The sequence below is a fragment of the Pseudomonas sp. UBA5706 genome, from assembly GCF_002419965.1.
Taxonomy (GTDB): domain Bacteria; phylum Pseudomonadota; class Gammaproteobacteria; order Pseudomonadales; family Pseudomonadaceae; genus Aquipseudomonas.
Genome location: NZ_DIHC01000045.1, coordinates 37,715 through 54,047 on the forward strand (window position 1 = coordinate 37,715; position 16,333 = coordinate 54,047).

Annotated in this window: 12 protein-coding genes; 5 read left to right on the forward strand and 7 right to left on the reverse strand. The window is 61.4% G+C overall.

Annotated features, from left to right (window positions below; all coding sequences use genetic code 11):
* The first annotated feature begins 1 nt into the window (after nucleotide 1).
* Together B3I26_RS23005 and B3I26_RS23010 are read left to right on the forward strand one after the other, a co-directional pair.
* Complete coding sequence (locus B3I26_RS23005; RefSeq protein WP_296261092.1) at nucleotides 2-1,627, forward strand: ABC transporter ATP-binding protein; 1,626 nt, start codon at nucleotides 2-4, stop codon at nucleotides 1,625-1,627.
* A gap of 121 nt (nucleotides 1,628-1,748) precedes the next feature.
* Complete coding sequence (locus B3I26_RS23010) at nucleotides 1,749-2,804, forward strand: permease (RefSeq protein WP_296261093.1); 1,056 nt, start codon at nucleotides 1,749-1,751, stop codon at nucleotides 2,802-2,804.
* Nucleotides 2,805-2,897: 93 nt separating this feature from the next.
* Here the strand turns inward: B3I26_RS23010 and mnmH are convergent, their stop codons facing one another.
* The 5 genes from mnmH to B3I26_RS23035 all read right to left on the reverse strand — a co-directional run bounded on the left by mnmH (nucleotide 2,898) and on the right by B3I26_RS23035 (nucleotide 9,475).
* Nucleotides 2,898-3,998 (reverse strand): tRNA 2-selenouridine(34) synthase MnmH, encoded by a 1,101-nt coding sequence (gene mnmH / locus B3I26_RS23015; protein WP_296261094.1) that lies wholly within the window; start codon nucleotides 3,996-3,998, stop codon nucleotides 2,898-2,900.
* Nucleotides 3,998-5,032 carry a selenide, water dikinase SelD gene (gene selD / locus B3I26_RS23020; RefSeq protein WP_296261096.1) on the reverse strand — a complete coding sequence of 345 codons (1,035 nt, stop codon included), beginning with the start codon at nucleotides 5,030-5,032 and terminating at the stop codon, nucleotides 3,998-4,000. The genes mnmH and selD overlap by 1 nt, the downstream gene beginning before the upstream one ends.
* Before the next feature lie 119 nt (nucleotides 5,033-5,151).
* Nucleotides 5,152-6,300: an MFS transporter gene (locus B3I26_RS23025; RefSeq protein ID WP_296261097.1), complete on the reverse strand. Its 1,149-nt coding sequence runs from the start codon at nucleotides 6,298-6,300 to the stop codon at nucleotides 5,152-5,154.
* Between the two features lie 313 nt (nucleotides 6,301-6,613).
* Nucleotides 6,614-8,683, reverse strand: coding sequence for a maltose alpha-D-glucosyltransferase (treS, locus tag B3I26_RS23030; protein WP_296261141.1), 2,070 nt, complete (start codon nucleotides 8,681-8,683; stop codon nucleotides 6,614-6,616).
* Nucleotides 8,684-8,827: 144 nt separating this feature from the next.
* Nucleotides 8,828-9,475 (reverse strand): LysE family translocator, encoded by a 648-nt coding sequence (locus B3I26_RS23035; RefSeq protein WP_296261099.1) that lies wholly within the window; start codon nucleotides 9,473-9,475, stop codon nucleotides 8,828-8,830.
* Between the two features lie 207 nt (nucleotides 9,476-9,682).
* Here B3I26_RS23035 and B3I26_RS23040 point away from each other — a divergent pair, with 207 nt between their 5' ends.
* From B3I26_RS23040 to B3I26_RS23050, 3 genes are all read left to right on the forward strand, one after another.
* Nucleotides 9,683-10,789 carry a Gfo/Idh/MocA family protein gene (locus tag B3I26_RS23040; RefSeq protein ID WP_296261101.1) on the forward strand — a complete coding sequence of 369 codons (1,107 nt, stop codon included), beginning with the start codon at nucleotides 9,683-9,685 and terminating at the stop codon, nucleotides 10,787-10,789.
* A gap of 394 nt (nucleotides 10,790-11,183) precedes the next feature.
* Nucleotides 11,184-12,767 carry an aldehyde dehydrogenase (NADP(+)) gene (locus tag B3I26_RS23045; RefSeq protein WP_296261102.1) on the forward strand — a complete coding sequence of 528 codons (1,584 nt, stop codon included), beginning with the start codon at nucleotides 11,184-11,186 and terminating at the stop codon, nucleotides 12,765-12,767.
* A gap of 145 nt (nucleotides 12,768-12,912) precedes the next feature.
* Nucleotides 12,913-13,254 (forward strand): FKBP-type peptidyl-prolyl cis-trans isomerase, encoded by a 342-nt coding sequence (locus B3I26_RS23050; protein ID WP_296261103.1) that lies wholly within the window; start codon nucleotides 12,913-12,915, stop codon nucleotides 13,252-13,254.
* A gap of 139 nt (nucleotides 13,255-13,393) precedes the next feature.
* Here the strand turns inward: B3I26_RS23050 and B3I26_RS23055 are convergent, their stop codons facing one another.
* Entirely contained in the window at nucleotides 13,394-15,787 is a 2,394-nt protein-coding gene (locus tag B3I26_RS23055) for a response regulator (RefSeq protein ID WP_296261104.1), read from the reverse strand.
* A gap of 79 nt (nucleotides 15,788-15,866) precedes the next feature.
* The gene (locus B3I26_RS23060; protein WP_296261106.1) at nucleotides 15,867-16,328 is read right to left on the reverse strand and encodes a response regulator; all 462 of its coding nucleotides are present in this window, start codon (nucleotides 16,326-16,328) and stop codon (nucleotides 15,867-15,869) included.
* Nucleotides 16,329-16,333: the final 5 nt, after the last annotated feature.

A 16,333-nucleotide genomic window follows, 5' to 3' on the forward strand; every position in this document is an offset into this window, starting at 1 on the left:
CATGAATGAAACATTGATCGACATCCGCGGGTTGCGGGTTGCCTTCAACGGCAGCGAGGTGGTTCATGGCATCGACCTGACCCTCCGGCGTGGCGAATGCCTGGCGCTGGTGGGCGAATCCGGCTCCGGAAAATCGGTCACCGCGCATTCGATCCTGCGCCTGCTGCCCGCCAAGAGCGTCAGCACCCAGGGCCAGATCCATTACAACGGCGTCGATCTGCTGCAAGCCAGCGATGCCCAATTGCGCGAGCTGCGCGGCAATCGCATTGCCATGATTTTTCAGGAGCCAATGACCTCGCTCAATCCGCTGCACACCGTGGACAAGCAGATCGGTGAAATCCTCGCGATGCACAAGGGCCTCAAGGGTACGGCTGCTCGCGCACGCACGCTGGAATTGCTGGAGCTGGTGGGCATCCACCAGCCACTGCAGCGGCTCAAGGCCTATCCCCATCAATTGTCGGGTGGCCAGCGGCAACGGGTGATGATTGCCATGGCCCTGGCCAACGAGCCCGACCTGCTGATCGCCGACGAACCGACCACGGCGCTGGACGTCACGGTGCAGGTGAAGATCCTCGAACTGTTGAAATCCCTGCAGGCGCGCCTGGGCATGTCGTTGCTATTGATCAGTCATGACCTGAACCTGGTGCGGCGCATCGCACAACGGGTCTGCGTGATGCGTGGCGGCGAGATCGTCGAGCAGGCTGACTGCCAGACACTGTTCGCCAACCCGCAGCACGCTTACAGTCGCCTACTGATCAATGCCGAACCCGACGGTGAGCCGGTGCCCAGTGTGCACCCGCAGACCTTGCTCTCGGTGGACGCATTGAAGGTCTGGTTCCCTTTGCCCAAGCCACTGTTCAGTCGTCAGCGGCATTACATCAAAGCCGTAGACGGGGTGAGCTTCGAGTTGCTCAAGGGCAAGACGCTGGGGATCGTCGGCGAGTCGGGGTCAGGTAAATCCACCTTGGGCCAGGCGATCCTGCGTCTGATCGATTCCGAGGGCAGCATCCGCTTTGGTAACAAGGAACTGAGCCTGCGCAGCCAGCAGCTGATGCGCCCGTTGCGCAAGCGCATGCAGGTGGTGTTTCAGGACCCGTTCGGCAGCCTCAGTCCGCGCATGACCGTGCAGCAGATTATCGGCGAGGGATTGCTGACCCACGGTATCGGCACCCCGCAGGAGCGCGAGCAGACGGTGATTCAGGTACTGCGTGAAGTCGGCCTGGACCCGCAGAGCCGCCATCGCTACCCCCACGAGTTTTCCGGCGGGCAGCGACAACGCATTTCGATTGCCCGCGCTCTGGTGCTGGAACCTGAGCTGATCCTGCTGGATGAGCCGACCTCGGCACTGGATCGTACGGTGCAGAAACAGATCGTCGCCCTGCTGCGTGACCTGCAGGTCCGCCACGGCCTGACCTACCTGTTCATCAGCCATGATCTGGCGGTAGTCCATGCCCTGGCCCACGACCTGATCGTGATCAAGGATGGCAAGGTGGTCGAGCAAGGTGAATCGCGCAAGATTTTTGCCGATCCTCAGCAGGCGTATACCCAGGAACTGTTGAAGGCGTCGGGGTTGGCGTTCGGGGGTGATGCAGGTGGCGAACCGAATGAGTATCAGCCGCGACCTTAATTGTTTCGGGCCATAGGTCGGCATGTGCGGCTGGCGGCCCGTTTTCGTCTGGGTTCACCTACTACACTCGGAGTCGAAAAGCGTATCATCGCGCCCCTGTTTTCCTTATTCGGTACCTGTCATGTCCACTCTTCCGCTCGCCTCTGACCGCCGTGGCTGGTCATTCTGGTGGAAACCCCTGGTGTTTCTCCTCGTGGCGGCCATTGGTCTGTACTACGTCAAATGGTCACCGTATTACTTGAAATCCTTCGTCGCTGCCGACACCCACACCATCGGCGGATCGATCATCAACGACAATCCGGCCAACCCGTGGGCCGCCGCACTGGCTTACGCTCAGGTCTACTTCCTGGCGATCTGGAAGGCCGCCGTGCTGGCCGTGATTCTCGGCTCGTTGGTGCAGGTGCTGATTCCGCGTGACTGGCTGCTGCGCCTGTTCGGCCGCGCAGGTCTGGGCTCGACCGTGCGAGGCGGCCTGTTCGCCCTGCCGGGCATGATGTGCAGCTGCTGTGCGGCGCCGGTGACGGCGGGCTTGCGCAAGCAGAACGTGTCGGTGGGTGCAGCGTTGGCATTCTGGATCGCCAATCCGGTGCTCAACCCGGCCACACTGGTGTTCATGGGCTTTGTGCTGGGTTGGGGCTTTACCGCGCTGCGTTTGGTGGCCGGTATCGTGCTGGTCATCGGCGTATCGTTGGTGGCGCAACGTATCGCGCGACCTGAGGCACTGCCGGAACAGGCGATCGAAGCGGTAGTCAACGCCGAACGCCCTGATCAAGGCAGCCTGCTAACCCGTTGGGGCAAGACGATCTGGCAGCTGTTCTGGACCACCATCCCGATCTATGTGATTGCGGTGCTGGTGCTGGGGGCGGCCCGGGTCTGGTTGTTCCCGCATGTGGACGGCGCCATGGGCAACAACCTGCTGTGGCTGGTGCCGCTGGCCATCGTCGGCACGCTGTTCGTCATCCCGACCGCCGCTGAAATCCCTATCGTGCAGACGTTGATGGCGTTGGGTCTCGGCACCGCGTCCAGCGTGGCGTTGCTGATGACACTGCCCAGCGTGAGCCTGCCGTCGCTGCTGATGCTGCGTAAATCCTTCGACCGCAGGGTGCTGATGACCGTCGGTGTGCTGACGATGCTGGTGGGCGTGGTCAGCGGGCTGGTGGGCGCTGCGATTCTTTAGGTGCGGATCGCAGTCCGGCTTGCCGGTGGTGACGATGGCAAAGACGTCGCCGTTGGCAAGCCGTAGCCGCTATCTACCACCTATTCGAAGCACTTACTTGGCGCTTCTGTGCTTCAGATACTCGACGACTGCCTGCTGATCTCCGGAAAATTCGATCCGCGCGTCCTTGCTGTCACGCTGATAGGCGTACATCGGGTCGTAATATTCGCCGAGCATGGCGCTGATCCAGGCCCGGTGCTGGCCGACATCGCCGCTGCGCTGTTGCTCCAATAGAGCACCGTCCATGATCGTCGCCAGACGCTGATAGCGCTCGCCGCCCAGCCGCCGAACGATGCTCGACAGGCTTTGCCTCAAGCGCTCGGCATAGGCCAAGAACCCTGCCTCTATGCCCTGCGCCGCGATGAACTCGGCACACAAATCAATCACGTAATCCTTGAGGATCCGCTCAACGCGGCCCTCGAAGCTGTCCTCCAGCCAAACCAGTGGCGCGGCTTGCATGGTTCGAAACAGCTCCAGCGGCACGGCTCGGCTGCCCACGATGCGGCCTTCGTCCTCGACCACGAACTGACGCACATCGCGGGCGCGTTTTTTGAGAAGGTCGACAGCCAGCCGATTCTCGAAATCGATCTGCCCCGGTTGAGGCGTGGCGTGTTTGCCGAAGCTCGAACCGCGATGGTTGGCGTGGCCTTCCAGATCCAGTGCATTGTCCAGTTGCTGCAACACCTCGGTCTTGCCGCTGCCGGTCAGGCCACCGATCAGCACGAAGTCGCATTCGGCCACGGCTTGCTCGATGATGCCGAGCAGGTAGGTGCGCATGGCCTTGTAGCCGCCGATGATCCGCGGGTATTGGATGCCCGCCTCGCCCTTGAGCCACTGCTGGGTGATCTGCGAGCGCAGCCCGCCCCGGAAGCAATAGAGATAACCTTCTGGATGCTGCCTGGCGAATGCCGCCCATGCCTCGATGCGCGCCTGTTTCAGATCACCGCTAACCAGCTTGTGGCCCAGTTCAACGGCCGCCTGCTGGCCTTGCTGCTTATAGCGGGTACCGACCTTCTGCCGCTCGACGTCGTCCATCAGGGGCAGGTTGATCACGCCGGGGAACGCGCCTTTGACGAACTCGACCGGAGCGCGTACGTCCATCATTGGCAGGTCGTGAAGAAATATCTCGCGAAAATCGGCGCTGTTGTCGCGCATCAAAACACCTCGACGGCGAATCGCTGTCGCTCCACCCACTCGCCGATCGGCGACAGAGACAGCCCAAGTTCCGTGGCCAGGGCCAGGAACGCCGCTTCTTCGGCAGGCTCGACGGCAATTAGCAGCCCGCCACTGGTTTGCGGGTCGCACAGCAGCAGCTTTTGCACGTCGCTCAACGGGCCGATGCGCTCGCCGTAGCTGTCGAAATTGCGATGGGTACCGCCGGGGATGCACTGCTGTTCGATGTAGAAATCGACACTGCCCAAACGCGGCACGGCGGCGGCATCCAAGCGTGCGCTGAGCTTGCTGCCATCGGCCATCTCCACCAGATGTCCCAGCAGACCGAAACCGGTGACGTCGGTCATGGCGCTGACGCCTGCCAGTCTCGAAAAGCGGCTGCCTGGCGTGTTCAGCGTGCACATGACGTCACGCGCCAGCCCCACGTCCTCATCGCGCAGCAAGCCCTTCTTTTCGGCGGTGGTCAGAATACCGATGCCCAGGGGTTTGGTCAGAAACAGCTTGCTGCCTGCGGTTGCGGTGTCGTTACGCTTCATGAAGCGCTTTTCCACCAGCCCGGTGACCGCCAGGCCGAAAATCGGCTCGGGCGCGTCGATGGAGTGACCGCCCGCCAAGGGAATACCGGCTGCATCACACACCGCCCGGCCGCCACGAATCACTTCGCGGGCAATTTCCGGGGCCAACACATTGACCGGCCAGCCGAGAATGGCGATGGCCATCAAGGGGTCGCCGCCCATGGCGTAGATGTCGCTGATGGCATTGGTGGCAGCGATCCGTCCGAAATCAAAGGGATCGTCGACGATGGGCATGAAGAAATCGGTGGTCGATACCACGCCCTTCTCGTCATCGATGGCGTAGACCGCCGCATCATCGCGGGAGGCATTGCCCACCCATAAGCGCGGATCGAGGTTTTGCGCGCCCGATCCGGCGAGGATGGTTTCAAGGACGTTGGGCGATATTTTGCAGCCGCAGCCAGCACCGTGGCTGTACTGGGTCAGGCGAACTGTGTCGGTCATGGGAAGCCCCTGGTTTCAAGGCGCTGAAGTCTACCAGAGGCGGGGGCGGTCGGCTGTTCGGGCAGACATTCGGGCAGCCTCCAGCCGCCCCCATGCATCCGGGAACAAGAAGCGGCAGTTTAGTTTCTGGCCATGGTTCGCGCAGTCAACACCTGCGCCAGCAGCAATGCACCGACGCACAGCAGTGCGTCGCGCAAGCCGATGGCATGGGCAGCGAAGCCGATCAGCGCAGGGCCAAGCAGTATGCCGCAATAGCCAATGCCGGTGATGACCGCAATCGCCAAGCCCGCCGGCATTGCCTTCTGCATTCCGACAACGGAGCAATAGACCGGAAAGGTGTTTGACAGGCCAAGCCCGATCAACGCAAACCCAAGCAGGAACAGTGGCCAGGGTTGCAGCAGTACCGCCATGGCGAACCCTAGCATCACCAACAGGCCGCCGCCGATCAGCAGGTTCACGGAGCCGAAGCGCTTTCTCAGGGCGTCACCGGAAAATCGGCCAGCGGCCATCGCCAGGGAGAACACCGCGTACGCACCACCAGCAATAGACAGGTCGATTTGATGGGCGCGGTTGAGAAACACGGCGCTCCAGTCAAGAATCGCGCCTTCAACCAGCAGCGCGATAAAACACAGTACGCCAATGATCAGCACCTTGATCGAAGGCCGGCTGAATGGCGCTGCCGGGTCATCAGCCCCGTGGGGCACCAGACGCCGGGCGTGCCAGAGCAGGATCGTGGCAATGATCATCACCACCAGCGAGACTGCCAGCAATGGCGCAGCACCGGCCCACAGCAACAGGCTCATGAGCAGCGCACTGGTGATGCCACCGAGGCTGAACAACCCGTGAAACCCCGACATCAGCGGACGGCCGTGGTCGCGTTCGACCATCAATCCCTGCACGTTCATCGCCACGTCAATGCTGCCCAGGCCTGCACCGAACAACGCCAAGGCAATCGCCAACGCGCCGAAGGACGAAAGCGTGGCCAGCAGCGGCAACATGCAGCAGATCAGCAGCCCGCCGGTCACTGCGACAAAACGACAGCCCTTGCGCGTGGTCATCGCGCCTGCCAGGGGCATGGTCAGCATCGAACCCAGCCCGAAGCACAACAGCAGCAGGCCCAACTGCGCTTCCTCCAGTCCCGCCCGCTGCCGGGCAAACGGCACCAATGGCGCCCACGCGCCGAGTGCCATGCCAGAGAGCAGGAACGTCAGACGGTAACTCAGGAGGTGGATAAGCGTGGGGGTTTTAAGAGGTTCGGCGATGGTCAAAGGATCAATCCGGCGTCTGAGGTTTATAAGGATATGGCTACGCCGTGCAGCTTCGGTTCAACGCACAGCCTGTGAAAGAAGTCGCAGGTTAAACCTCAAGCGACTGCGCCAAGCCCAGGTACGCCAACCTCGTTGAACCTGTAGCAGCTAAAGACACAAGCTGCTGGAGCTGTACGACAGTGGCGAACGCGGTGTATCAGGCAACGTTGCGCTGGCTGAAAGATCGCATTCGCTGCTGTCGTAGCCTCCGGCGTCCCCCACAAATTGCCACACCTGCTACAAGTACTGCGGCGTTAAGGCGTCGTGGGGCGGATTAGACCATCGGCGCGGCCATGCTCACCACGCGTAGCGCCAGTCCTTCATAGGCGTCCAGGGTAATGGTGAAATCGCCTGCTTCGGTCAGGTCGCCCTCAACCCGCTCGTTGATGATGTCCACGACCGGCCCCGGTGCAATGCCTGGCAGGTGCAGGGTTTCAACAATAGCGTCGGCGCTGAAATTAAGCGCGGTGATCTGGGTGCCCTTCCCGGCAGGCAGCTCGTGGACCATGATCAACAGCCCCGGATGTTCAACATCGGGGATCAGTATCTGGCGACTGGCAGCAATGTCATAGGCACGGCGCACGGCGAGGATTTTCTTTAACTGCGAGGCGAAGGAGTCGGACCGTTGCAGTTGCTCGGGCAGGCTACCGTAGAGCGATTTGGGTCGAGGCATGCCACCGGCGGAGATTTCCGCGTCCGGGTCCAGGTCTACCAGGTCGTAGGCGCCGCGATGAATCCAGCGCGTATCGCCATCGCCCATCAGGTGCGCGACCTGCTCGGCCGGCAGCGGCAAGGCGCCGACCAGATCCCAGCCCGACAGCGCAAACACGCCCGGTTGCATGGCGTTAAACATCACCAATAGCAAGTGGATGTGCTTGATCTTCTCGACATCGGCATCGGTGATGCTGTCCAGGTCGCGAATACCCAACGCAGCAGTGATGATGCTGGCTGTGGTGCACGAAACGCCATTGGTGACGAACTTGAGGTTGTACGGGGCATGCTCACCGGCCAGGCGCTCGTACATCTCTTCGCGAATATGTTCGCGCAGGATATTGCCGGGGAATGTCTGGCCCTGATACAGGTACTGATCGTGGGCGTGCAGCGTCCAGAAGTGCACCAGTTCCAGTGTCAGCTCATCATGGTTCTGCAACGCGTGAATCAGCGAGGCAGGATCGATGCCGAACTCGTGCACCTGACGCAGCATCAGGCGCAGGAACTCGGTCCTGCCGGTCAGCAGTGCATGTTGGTACGCAGGCCGGGTAATGAAGTCGTAAGACAGGTCGGCGCCACCGTGGGACATCGCCGCGATGTCGTCGATGGTCAGGTTCAGCTCCTGGAAACTGAAACCACCGGCCTTGCGAATCGCACCGGCCAGCAGTTGGTTGCCGGTAATCGACAATGGATGGCTCTCGGACCACGCGGTACCTTCGGCCTTGCGCTCGACACCGAGGAAACCGTTGGCGTCCAGACGCAGCACCCGCGCGCCCATCACGTCGATGGCGTGCAGCGCATCGCCAATGATCATCTGCTGCGCGGCAAAGCTGGGGTCCAGCCAGTTCAGGGAGGGCTGGCCTTCCTTGAAGTAATGCAGGTACACCCAGCGTCGGGCTTTGCCGTCGACGCCGGTGATGACCGGGGTAGCGCTCCAGTCGGTTTCCTTGACACCCGGCTCGAAGAAGATCACCCGCTGCAACTGGCCAACGATGTAATGCTTGTCCCGCAGGGCATCGACGATGGCGGGCGGCAGGTTCACCGCGTCGCGCCCGACAGGCACTTCCGGCAACAGTGACCAGTCTTCCTCCTTGATCTCGACCATGTGATACAGGCCCGGATATTCCTCGTAGGCCAGTTCGGCGAGACGAAAGTCAGCACCTTTGCCGGTGTGTGAGGGAATCACGTCATCGACGATCACCGCGTTGTGCGCGGCGGCGATGCGGCTGAGATTGAGAAATTGCGCGTCGGTGCCCAGTTCGGCATCGACTTCGAAGCTGATTCGATCGAAATTGCCGTCGATGCTGGGGGTCTTCTGCCTGCCCTTAAGGCCACCAGAGGACTTGAGCGGGCCGTTGTGAATGCCTTGAATGCCGATTTCGGACAAGGCTTGCCAGAGCTTTTCATCGCCCAGCGCTTCGAGCACCGAACCGCCTTCGCGGGTAATGATAGAAGCCGGGTAAGCAGTGAACCACACGGACGCGATCGCCGACGCATCCCTTGGCCTGGCCTGAGCGTAAGGGCGCTGCCAGAGTCGGCCCTGGCCACCATAAAGTTTGGCGCGTTGCTGTGCGGCGTGGAGCATCGATTGCTCAACCAGCCATTCCACGTACTGCTTGTCCGGTGTGGTCATAGGGTCCAGGGTTCCGTCTTCTAATGGATTGCAGAACTCGCCCAAGGCGCTCATGCGCGGTCCGGGGCGATCCTGTCTACGCCGTTGCTTATGTCTATGAGCGTGCATGGACGCAAACGTTGCATCGAGAAAAACCCAAATGCATCAGACCTGGGCGGCGTTGACGATGAACTCCTGATACCCGGACACGATCACGTAAACGGCGAAGTAGCAAAAAATGGCCGCCGACACCCAGTAGGAATACCGCAGCAGCCTGTCGCCCAGCAAACGTCCACCGTGGCTTGCGGCCAGACAGATGAACGCACACCAGGCGACCCCGGCGCTGAAGAAACCTGAAAGGAAAAAAGCACTGCTGAGACTGCCGTGCCCGCCCGCCCGCGAGATCAACGTCCCACCTACCGCAGCGAACCAGAGAATGGCGGTCGGCGAAGACACCGCCAGAAACACGCCGCGGGAAAACTCACGCAAACCCGAACGGTTGTCCACGTCGCTGGCCAGGGCCAGCTCACCGTGACGCCCCCGGGCCGAAAGCACCATCTTGACCGCGAAGCCTATTAATAGAAGGGAGCCGCCGATCCACAACGTCCAGCGCACCCATTCGTACTGCAGCAGTACCGCCATGCCGGCCAGCGCGAGAATGGCGTAGAACAGATCGCCGAAACACGTGCCGAGACCAAGCCAGAAACCCTGCAGATAGCCGCGTTGCATCGCCAGCGTAATCATCGCGATGTTGGCCACGCCGATGTCCAGGCACAAGGACAGGCTCAATAGAAAACCGCTGGTGAACTCCATGTTTGATCGTCGTCCGGCTGCATTAAAGGATAGGGGCAAGTATCAGCGCGCAGGATAGCGACAATCCCGGCATTTGCCGATCACCCGGTTCGTCGCACGACGTCATCGTGTTCGTGACGCCACTGGATTTGATGGAACTTCCAGCGCTTCGGCCTGCCGACTACACAGGTGCAGGACACACCGTCCGCTGACAATGGAGGCCCTCTCATGCCTGATTCAAACGGCAAGGTACGTTATGCAGTTGTCGCAGGAGGCTGGATTTCCCAGGGCGCGTTCATGCCCGGGCTGGAACAGACCGACAACTCGGTGATGACAGCGCTGGTCACGGGTGACCCGGTCAAGGCCGACGAACTCGCCGCGCTGTATGACCTTAAGAGCTATCGCTACGACGAGTTCGATGCCCTGCTGCATTCGGGCGAAATCGACGCGATTTATCTGGCAACCCCTAACTTCCGTCACCGTGAATTCGCCGTGCCTGCGCTGGAGGCCGGCATCCACGTCCTGCTGGAAAAGCCCATGGCTGCCAGTGAAGAAGACTGCCTGGCGATCGCCGACGCCGCGAAGCGTTCCGGTGCCAAGTTAATGGTCGCCTATCGCCTGCATTTCGAGCCCGGCACGGTGGAGATGGTCAACCGCGTACGCTCTGGTGACATTGGCGAGCCGCGGCTGTTTACCGCGACATTCGCCCAAACCACCGACCCGGCCAATCATCGGATGCAGAGCGGCTTCGGTGCAGGACCCGTGGCTGATATGGGACCGTATCCGATCAATGCAGTGCGTAGCCTGTTCGCCGCAGAGCCGCTGGAAGTGCACGCGGTCGGGATCAAGACGCCGGGGCGAGAGATCAACACGTTCGATACCGTCAGCATCACCCTGCGTTTCGCCGAGGAGCGGCTGGCGACGTTTACTGTCAGCTACAGTCTGCCTTCCACGGAACGATTCCAGTTGATCGGCAGCAAAGGAGAATTCGAGGCTTCGCCGTGTTTCGGCTTTGGCGAAGGCGTAGGCATCGCTTACCGTGCAACCATCGACGGCAAGACCACCGAACATCGCCATCCCGTGGTCGATCAGTTCGGCGGTGAGACCCAGTATTTCTCTGACTGCATCCTTCAGGATCGCGAGCCGGAACCCGATGGCGATGAAGGCTGGCGTGACGTGCGAATCGTGGCAGCCGTGGAGCGCGCGCTGAGCACCGGTCAGCCGCAAAAACTCGACCCGCTACCAGAACGTCCGGGCATCAGCGTGGAGCAGGCCCGCAGGCTGCCCTTGGCCAAGGTGCCGCCGTATATCAATACGGATGAGCCGAACGCCTGAGTTCGTCTCGACTTGACTCACACTGCTTGCCGGTGGCGACATGACGCATGTCATCACTGGCAGGCCGGGCTGCCGCAGGCCAAGCGGACCTTTAGAAGACAGGATGCGAGGGCAGCACGGCTTGCCGGCGCAGGACTTTAACCAACGCCACCGTTGGCACGTGCGCTATTTCTGAAAGGCTGTTTATGGAGGCGTCGTACCGGTGGCGAGGCGTTGTATAGGCTCACCACGAAGCCATAGGCACCCCGCTTGCGGCTATAAAAATGCGGTTGTATGATGTCCGTTAACTTTCGATACCCTCGGGGGTTCTCGCCCTCGACCAGCATGTAACCTCACCGATTCCTGTCAGGCGCACAGCCTGACCGTCTTGACCCAACAATAACAGGAGAAGCAGATGCCTAATGTACTCGGCGAGAACTTCATCGGCGGCGCCCGCAGTGGCCTCGGCGAAGCGCGCCACAAGAGTCTGGATGCAACGACCGGCGAAGCCCTGCCTTACACCTTCCATCAAGCCACGGACGGCGAAATCGACGCCGCAGCGCTGGCGGCCAAAGGCGCGTTTCTCGAATACCGCCAATTGAGCCCGGCACGTCGCGCGGAATTCCTCGACGCCATCGCCGACGAACTGGATGCCCTGGGTGATGACTTCGTCGCGCTGGTCTGTCAGGAAACCGCCCTGCCTGCCGGTCGCATCCAGGGCGAACGCGGGCGTACCAGCGGCCAGATGCGCCTGTTCGCCAAAGTCCTGCGTCGCGGCGATTTCCTGGGCGCGCGCATCGATCAGGCATTGCCGGATCGCAAGCCGCTGCCACGGGTTGACTTGCGGCAGTACCGCATCGGTGTAGGCCCAATCGCTGTATTCGGCGCGAGCAACTTCCCGCTGGCGTTCTCTACCGCCGGCGGCGATACGGCCTCGGCGCTGGCAGCTGGCTGCCCTGTGGTGGTCAAGGCACACAGCGGACACGTGGCTACGGCTGATCTGGTGGGCAACGCAATCATTCGCGCCGCCGAAAAAACCGGCATGCCCAAAGGCGTATTCAACATGATCTTCGGCAGCGGCGTGGGCGAAGGTCTGGTCAAGCACCCGGCCATTCAAGGCGTCGGCTTCACCGGTTCGCTGCACGGTGGTAATGCGTTGTGCAAACTGGCGGCAGAACGTGAGCAACCGATCCCGGTCTTCGCCGAAATGTCGAGCATCAACCCGGTGGTTCTATTGCCGGGCGCCCTGGCCGCTCGTGGTGCAACCATCGCTTCCGAACTGGCCGGTTCGGTGGTCATGGGCGCCGGTCAGTTCTGCACCAATCCGGGCGTGGTGATCGGGATTCGCTCCCCTGCCCTGAGCGCGTTCACCGAGCAGCTCAAAGAGCACATGGCCGGCCAGGCGCCACAAACCATGCTCAACGAAGGCGGCTTGCGCAGCTACGGCAAAGGCGTGCAGAAATTGCTGGAGCACCCGAGTGTCACGCATCTGGCTGGCAACCCGCAGTCGGGCCGCCAGGCTCAGGCGCAGTTGTTCAAGGCAGACGTCAGCATGTTGCTCAATGGCGATGAACTGCTGCAAGAAGAGGTATTCGGTCCGACGACGCTGCTGATTGAAGTCGCTGACGATGCCGAACTCAAAGCCGCCCTGCTGGCCTTGCGCGGTCAACTGACGGCGACATTGATTGGTGAAACCGCCGACTTGCAAAAGTACCAATGGCTGGTGCCGGTACTGGAAGAGAAAGTCGGTCGTATTCTGGTCAACGGCTACCCGACCGGCGTGGAAGTGTCGGATGCGATGGTCCATGGCGGGCCGTATCCGGCGACTTCCGACGCCCGCGGCACGTCGGTCGGCACCCTGGCGATCGATCGCTTCCTGCGCCCGGTCTGCTACCAGAACTATCCAGACAGCTTGCTCCCGGCTGCGCTGCAAAACGCCAACCCGCTGGGGCTCAAGCGCCTGGTCAACGGCGAGTGGAGCAGCGACGTCATCGCATGATGGGTGTTTGATCCGCTGAACGAACGGCGCGCCCCGCACAGGACGCGCCGTTTTTTTTGCCTGCTGCGGGCATTGCCAGCAACAGCCTGCGCGACTAGCATCGCCGCTCATCAATCGATCCATACATGCAACAGCGGACACCGATATGCACGACGAACTCCAGATCATCGACCTGCTGCAAGGTACCGGCAAAGCGGCGGTCAAGGGCGCGCTGATCACCACGCAATATACCGGCACCCTGGAAGACGGCACGGTGTTCGACTCATCCTGGGAGCGCGGCAAGCCGTTCCAGTGCGTGATCGGCACGGGGCGGGTGATCAAGGGCTGGGATCAAGGCCTGATGGGCATGCAGGTCGGCGGCAAACGCAAGCTGCTGGTGCCCTCGCACCTGGCCTATGGCGAGCGCAGCATGGGCGCCCACATCAAGCCGGATTCGAACCTGGTATTCGAGATTGAACTGCTGGAAGTGCTGACGCGGGAGGGCTGAACAGAACGGATTGCAACGGCGCGCGGGGCAGGTCTCTTCATTTCGGCTAGCACGGCACACGAACAACGGCGGCTGCCCAGCGGTGCCGATTCAAGGATCGGCTGCAGGCCCGACGGCGTGCACAGGCAGTACGATGAGCCTACGAAGCCACCCCTGCCCCCGCTTTCATCAATACATTCGCCAGCTTGCGCGCCAGTTCTTCTTCCTTATACGGCTTCTGCACGATCAGTTGCTGGTCCACGTCGAGAATGTCGATATCGGCGAAGCCTGTGATGAACATGATCGGTAGCCCGGGGTATTCGCGCTTGACGATGTCGGCCAGTTCGGCGCCGGTCATGTTCGGCATGGCGAAGTCGGTCAATACCAGTTCGATCGCTGAATCGATCTTCTTCAGCGCATCGTCTCCATTCTCGGCTTCGACCACTGAATAGCCCAGCGAGCTGAGCATCATTGACGTCACCGAGCGCACCTGAGCATCGTCATCGACCAGCAAAATGGTGCGCTGCAAGTCATCGGGGTTAGCGTGTCCGGGCATGTCCGACAGGCTGACCACCGGGCTGGCAATGCGGGCGATACTGGGCAGGAACACCTTGATCGTCGTCCCGGCGTTTTCGGCAGTGTCGATACTGACCCCGCCGCTGGATTGTTTGGCAAAGCCGAAAACCTGCGCCAGACCCAGCCCCGAGCCCTTGCCTACGGCCTTGGTGGTAAAAAATGGCTCGAACGCCTTGGCCAGCACTTGCTCGCTCATGCCACAACCGGAGTCGCTGACCGAGAGCACCACATAGGCCCCTGGGTCAGGGTCTTCGGGGCGTTGCGGCAAGCGATAGACGATCTCGTTCCAGGTGCTCAGGCGCAGCTGACCGCCCTGGGCCATGGCGTCCCGCGCGTTGATGGCCAGGTTGAGAATGATCATCTCGGTCTGCGTCGGGTCGACCAGCGCACTCCATAGATCATCGGCCAGCTCGGTTTCCACCCAGACACTGCCGCCCAACGCCCGGCCGAGCAGCTCACGCATACCACCGATGGTGTCGTTGAGGTTGAGGGCCACCGGCTCCAGGCGTTGCCGTCGGGAGAAAGACAGCAACTGGCTGGTCAGCTTGGCGCCGCGTTCGCCGGCCGAGCGGATGTTCTGCAAGCGCTGCGGTGATTTGGTGAACACGCCCTTCTCCAGGTCCCGAGCGAGGAAGTTGGCGCTGGTGAGGATCACCGTCAGCAGGTTATTGAAATCGTGCGCCACCCCCGCAGTGAGCTGCCCGACCACTTCTAGGCGCTGCATCTGCTGCAGCGCTGCCTCCACCCGCTCGCGCTCCTTAATCTGGTCGCGCAAACGTTTATTGGTCGCTGCCAGTTCGTCGACCACCGCGCGCTCGCTGCTGATGTCGCGCACAGCGGCGTACATCAGCCCTTCATCGGGCACTATGGTCCAGGACAGCCAGCGGAAGCCGCCGTCGGCATGTCGCATCCGGTTGACGAAACGCGTGGTCACGTTGCCCTGAGCCACACTGGCGGTCTCGCGCAGCGTCGCTTCCAGATCGTCCAGGTGGATCAGCTCCCCCAGTGACTGTGTATGAAAATCGGCACGAGCCCAACCCAGTGTGCTTTCCCACGCCGGATTCAGGGCTATTGGGGTCATGTCGAAACGCAGCACGCCGAGCAGTTCGCGCGACAGCTCCCAGGTACGGTCCCGTTCGCGGGTCCGCTGCACCACGCGCTCACCGAGAATCTCGTTGAGCTGATGCAGCGCCTGGGTCGCCTGCTTGCGCTCGCTGATATCCTGCATGACGCCGGTAAAGCGTACGCACTTGCCATCCTCGAATAACGAACGACCATTGGAGAATACCCAGCGCTCGCCTTCACCTTCCGTCAGCAGGCGATGTTCGATCTGAAACCCGGTGTCAGCCGCCAGCGCCGCGATGACCTTGTCTTGCAGCAGGTCACGGTCGTCCGGGTGGCATCGGGCAAACATAAACGCCATGCTCACTACTGCGTCCGCGGGCACGCCGTACAGCGCCTTGCAGCGCTCGTCCCAGAGCAGGGTTTCAGTGCGCGGATCATACGTCCATACGCCCATTTCGGCCGCTTCGATCGCCAGATGCGCACGCACCTCGGCATCTTGCAGGGTGGCTTCGGCGTGCTGCCGCTTTTCCCGCTCACGCACTTCGGAAACGGCACGGAACACTGCCTTGGGCAGCATCTTCAGGTTCTGCTTGAGCACATAGTCGATAGCGCCCATGCGCATCATCTCTACCGCGTGCTGCTCGCCAAAGATCCCTGACAGGAAGATGAACGGGGTTTGCGGCGCTAGGCGCTGGGCGGTGTTAAGCACCTCGGGCCCGGATGAACCGGGCAGCAGGTAATCGCTGAGAATCAGATGAAAACGTCCGGCCGATAACTCTCGCTCCACGTCTTGATGGTTGTAGACCAGGGTGGCGTCGATGTTGAGCCCGCTGGTCTCCAGCGTGAGCAGGGTCAGTTCAGCGTCATGCGGACTGTCTTCAACCAGAAGCAGTTTAAGTAGCGTTAGCGGCATGATTAGTCGTTCGTTTATTGCGCAAAGGCCCTCGCCGGCCGCGGTTCGCGGGACGGTTCAGGCCATGGAGTCCGGCCAATCAGGAGCCAGGGCGGCGTGCCAGCCGCAACGAGCCAGGCGGCGGCTCGTTGAGAACGGCCCAGAACACCCCGAGATCAGAAATGGCCGAGACGAATTCCTTGAATTCGACCGGCTTGACCACGTAAGCGTTCACCCCCAATGCATACGCACGTTGCAAATCAGGTTCCTCGCGAGAGGACGTCAGCATAACCACCGGAATACTGCGCAATTCCTCGGCCTCGCGGATGGCTTTCAAAACCTCCAGGCCATCAAGCTTGGGCAACTTCAGATCCAGCAACATCACCGCCGGATTGCCCGCCACACGATCATGATGCTGGCCCCGGCGGAACAGATAGTCCAGCGCTTCGGCGCCGTCCCTCAGCACAATGACTTCATTGGCCAGCTGGCTGCGTTCCAAAGCGACGAGGGTCAGCTCCAGATCGTTGGGATTATCTTCCACCAGAAGAATGGGTTTGAGCACTGGGC

What these genes read in the sequence shown, in the direction of transcription:
- selD (WP_296261096.1), bottom strand. Translation starts at nt 5,032, where the DNA reads ATGACCGACACAGTTCGCCTGACCCAGTACAGCCACGGTGCTGGCTGC.
- B3I26_RS23035 (WP_296261099.1), bottom strand. Translation starts at nt 9,475, where the DNA reads ATGGAGTTCACCAGCGGTTTTCTATTGAGCCTGTCCTTGTGCCTGGAC.
- treS (WP_296261141.1), bottom strand. Translation starts at nt 8,683, where the DNA reads ATGACCACACCGGACAAGCAGTACGTGGAATGGCTGGTTGAGCAATCG.
- B3I26_RS23005 (WP_296261092.1), top strand. Translation starts at nt 2, where the DNA reads ATGAATGAAACATTGATCGACATCCGCGGGTTGCGGGTTGCCTTCAAC.
- mnmH (WP_296261094.1), bottom strand. Translation starts at nt 3,998, where the DNA reads ATGCGCGACAACAGCGCCGATTTTCGCGAGATATTTCTTCACGACCTG.
- B3I26_RS23055 (WP_296261104.1), bottom strand. Translation starts at nt 15,787, where the DNA reads ATGCCGCTAACGCTACTTAAACTGCTTCTGGTTGAAGACAGTCCGCAT.
- B3I26_RS23050 (WP_296261103.1), top strand. Translation starts at nt 12,913, where the DNA reads ATGCACGACGAACTCCAGATCATCGACCTGCTGCAAGGTACCGGCAAA.
- B3I26_RS23045 (WP_296261102.1), top strand. Translation starts at nt 11,184, where the DNA reads ATGCCTAATGTACTCGGCGAGAACTTCATCGGCGGCGCCCGCAGTGGC.
- B3I26_RS23010 (WP_296261093.1), top strand. Translation starts at nt 1,749, where the DNA reads ATGTCCACTCTTCCGCTCGCCTCTGACCGCCGTGGCTGGTCATTCTGG.
- B3I26_RS23040 (WP_296261101.1), top strand. Translation starts at nt 9,683, where the DNA reads ATGCCTGATTCAAACGGCAAGGTACGTTATGCAGTTGTCGCAGGAGGC.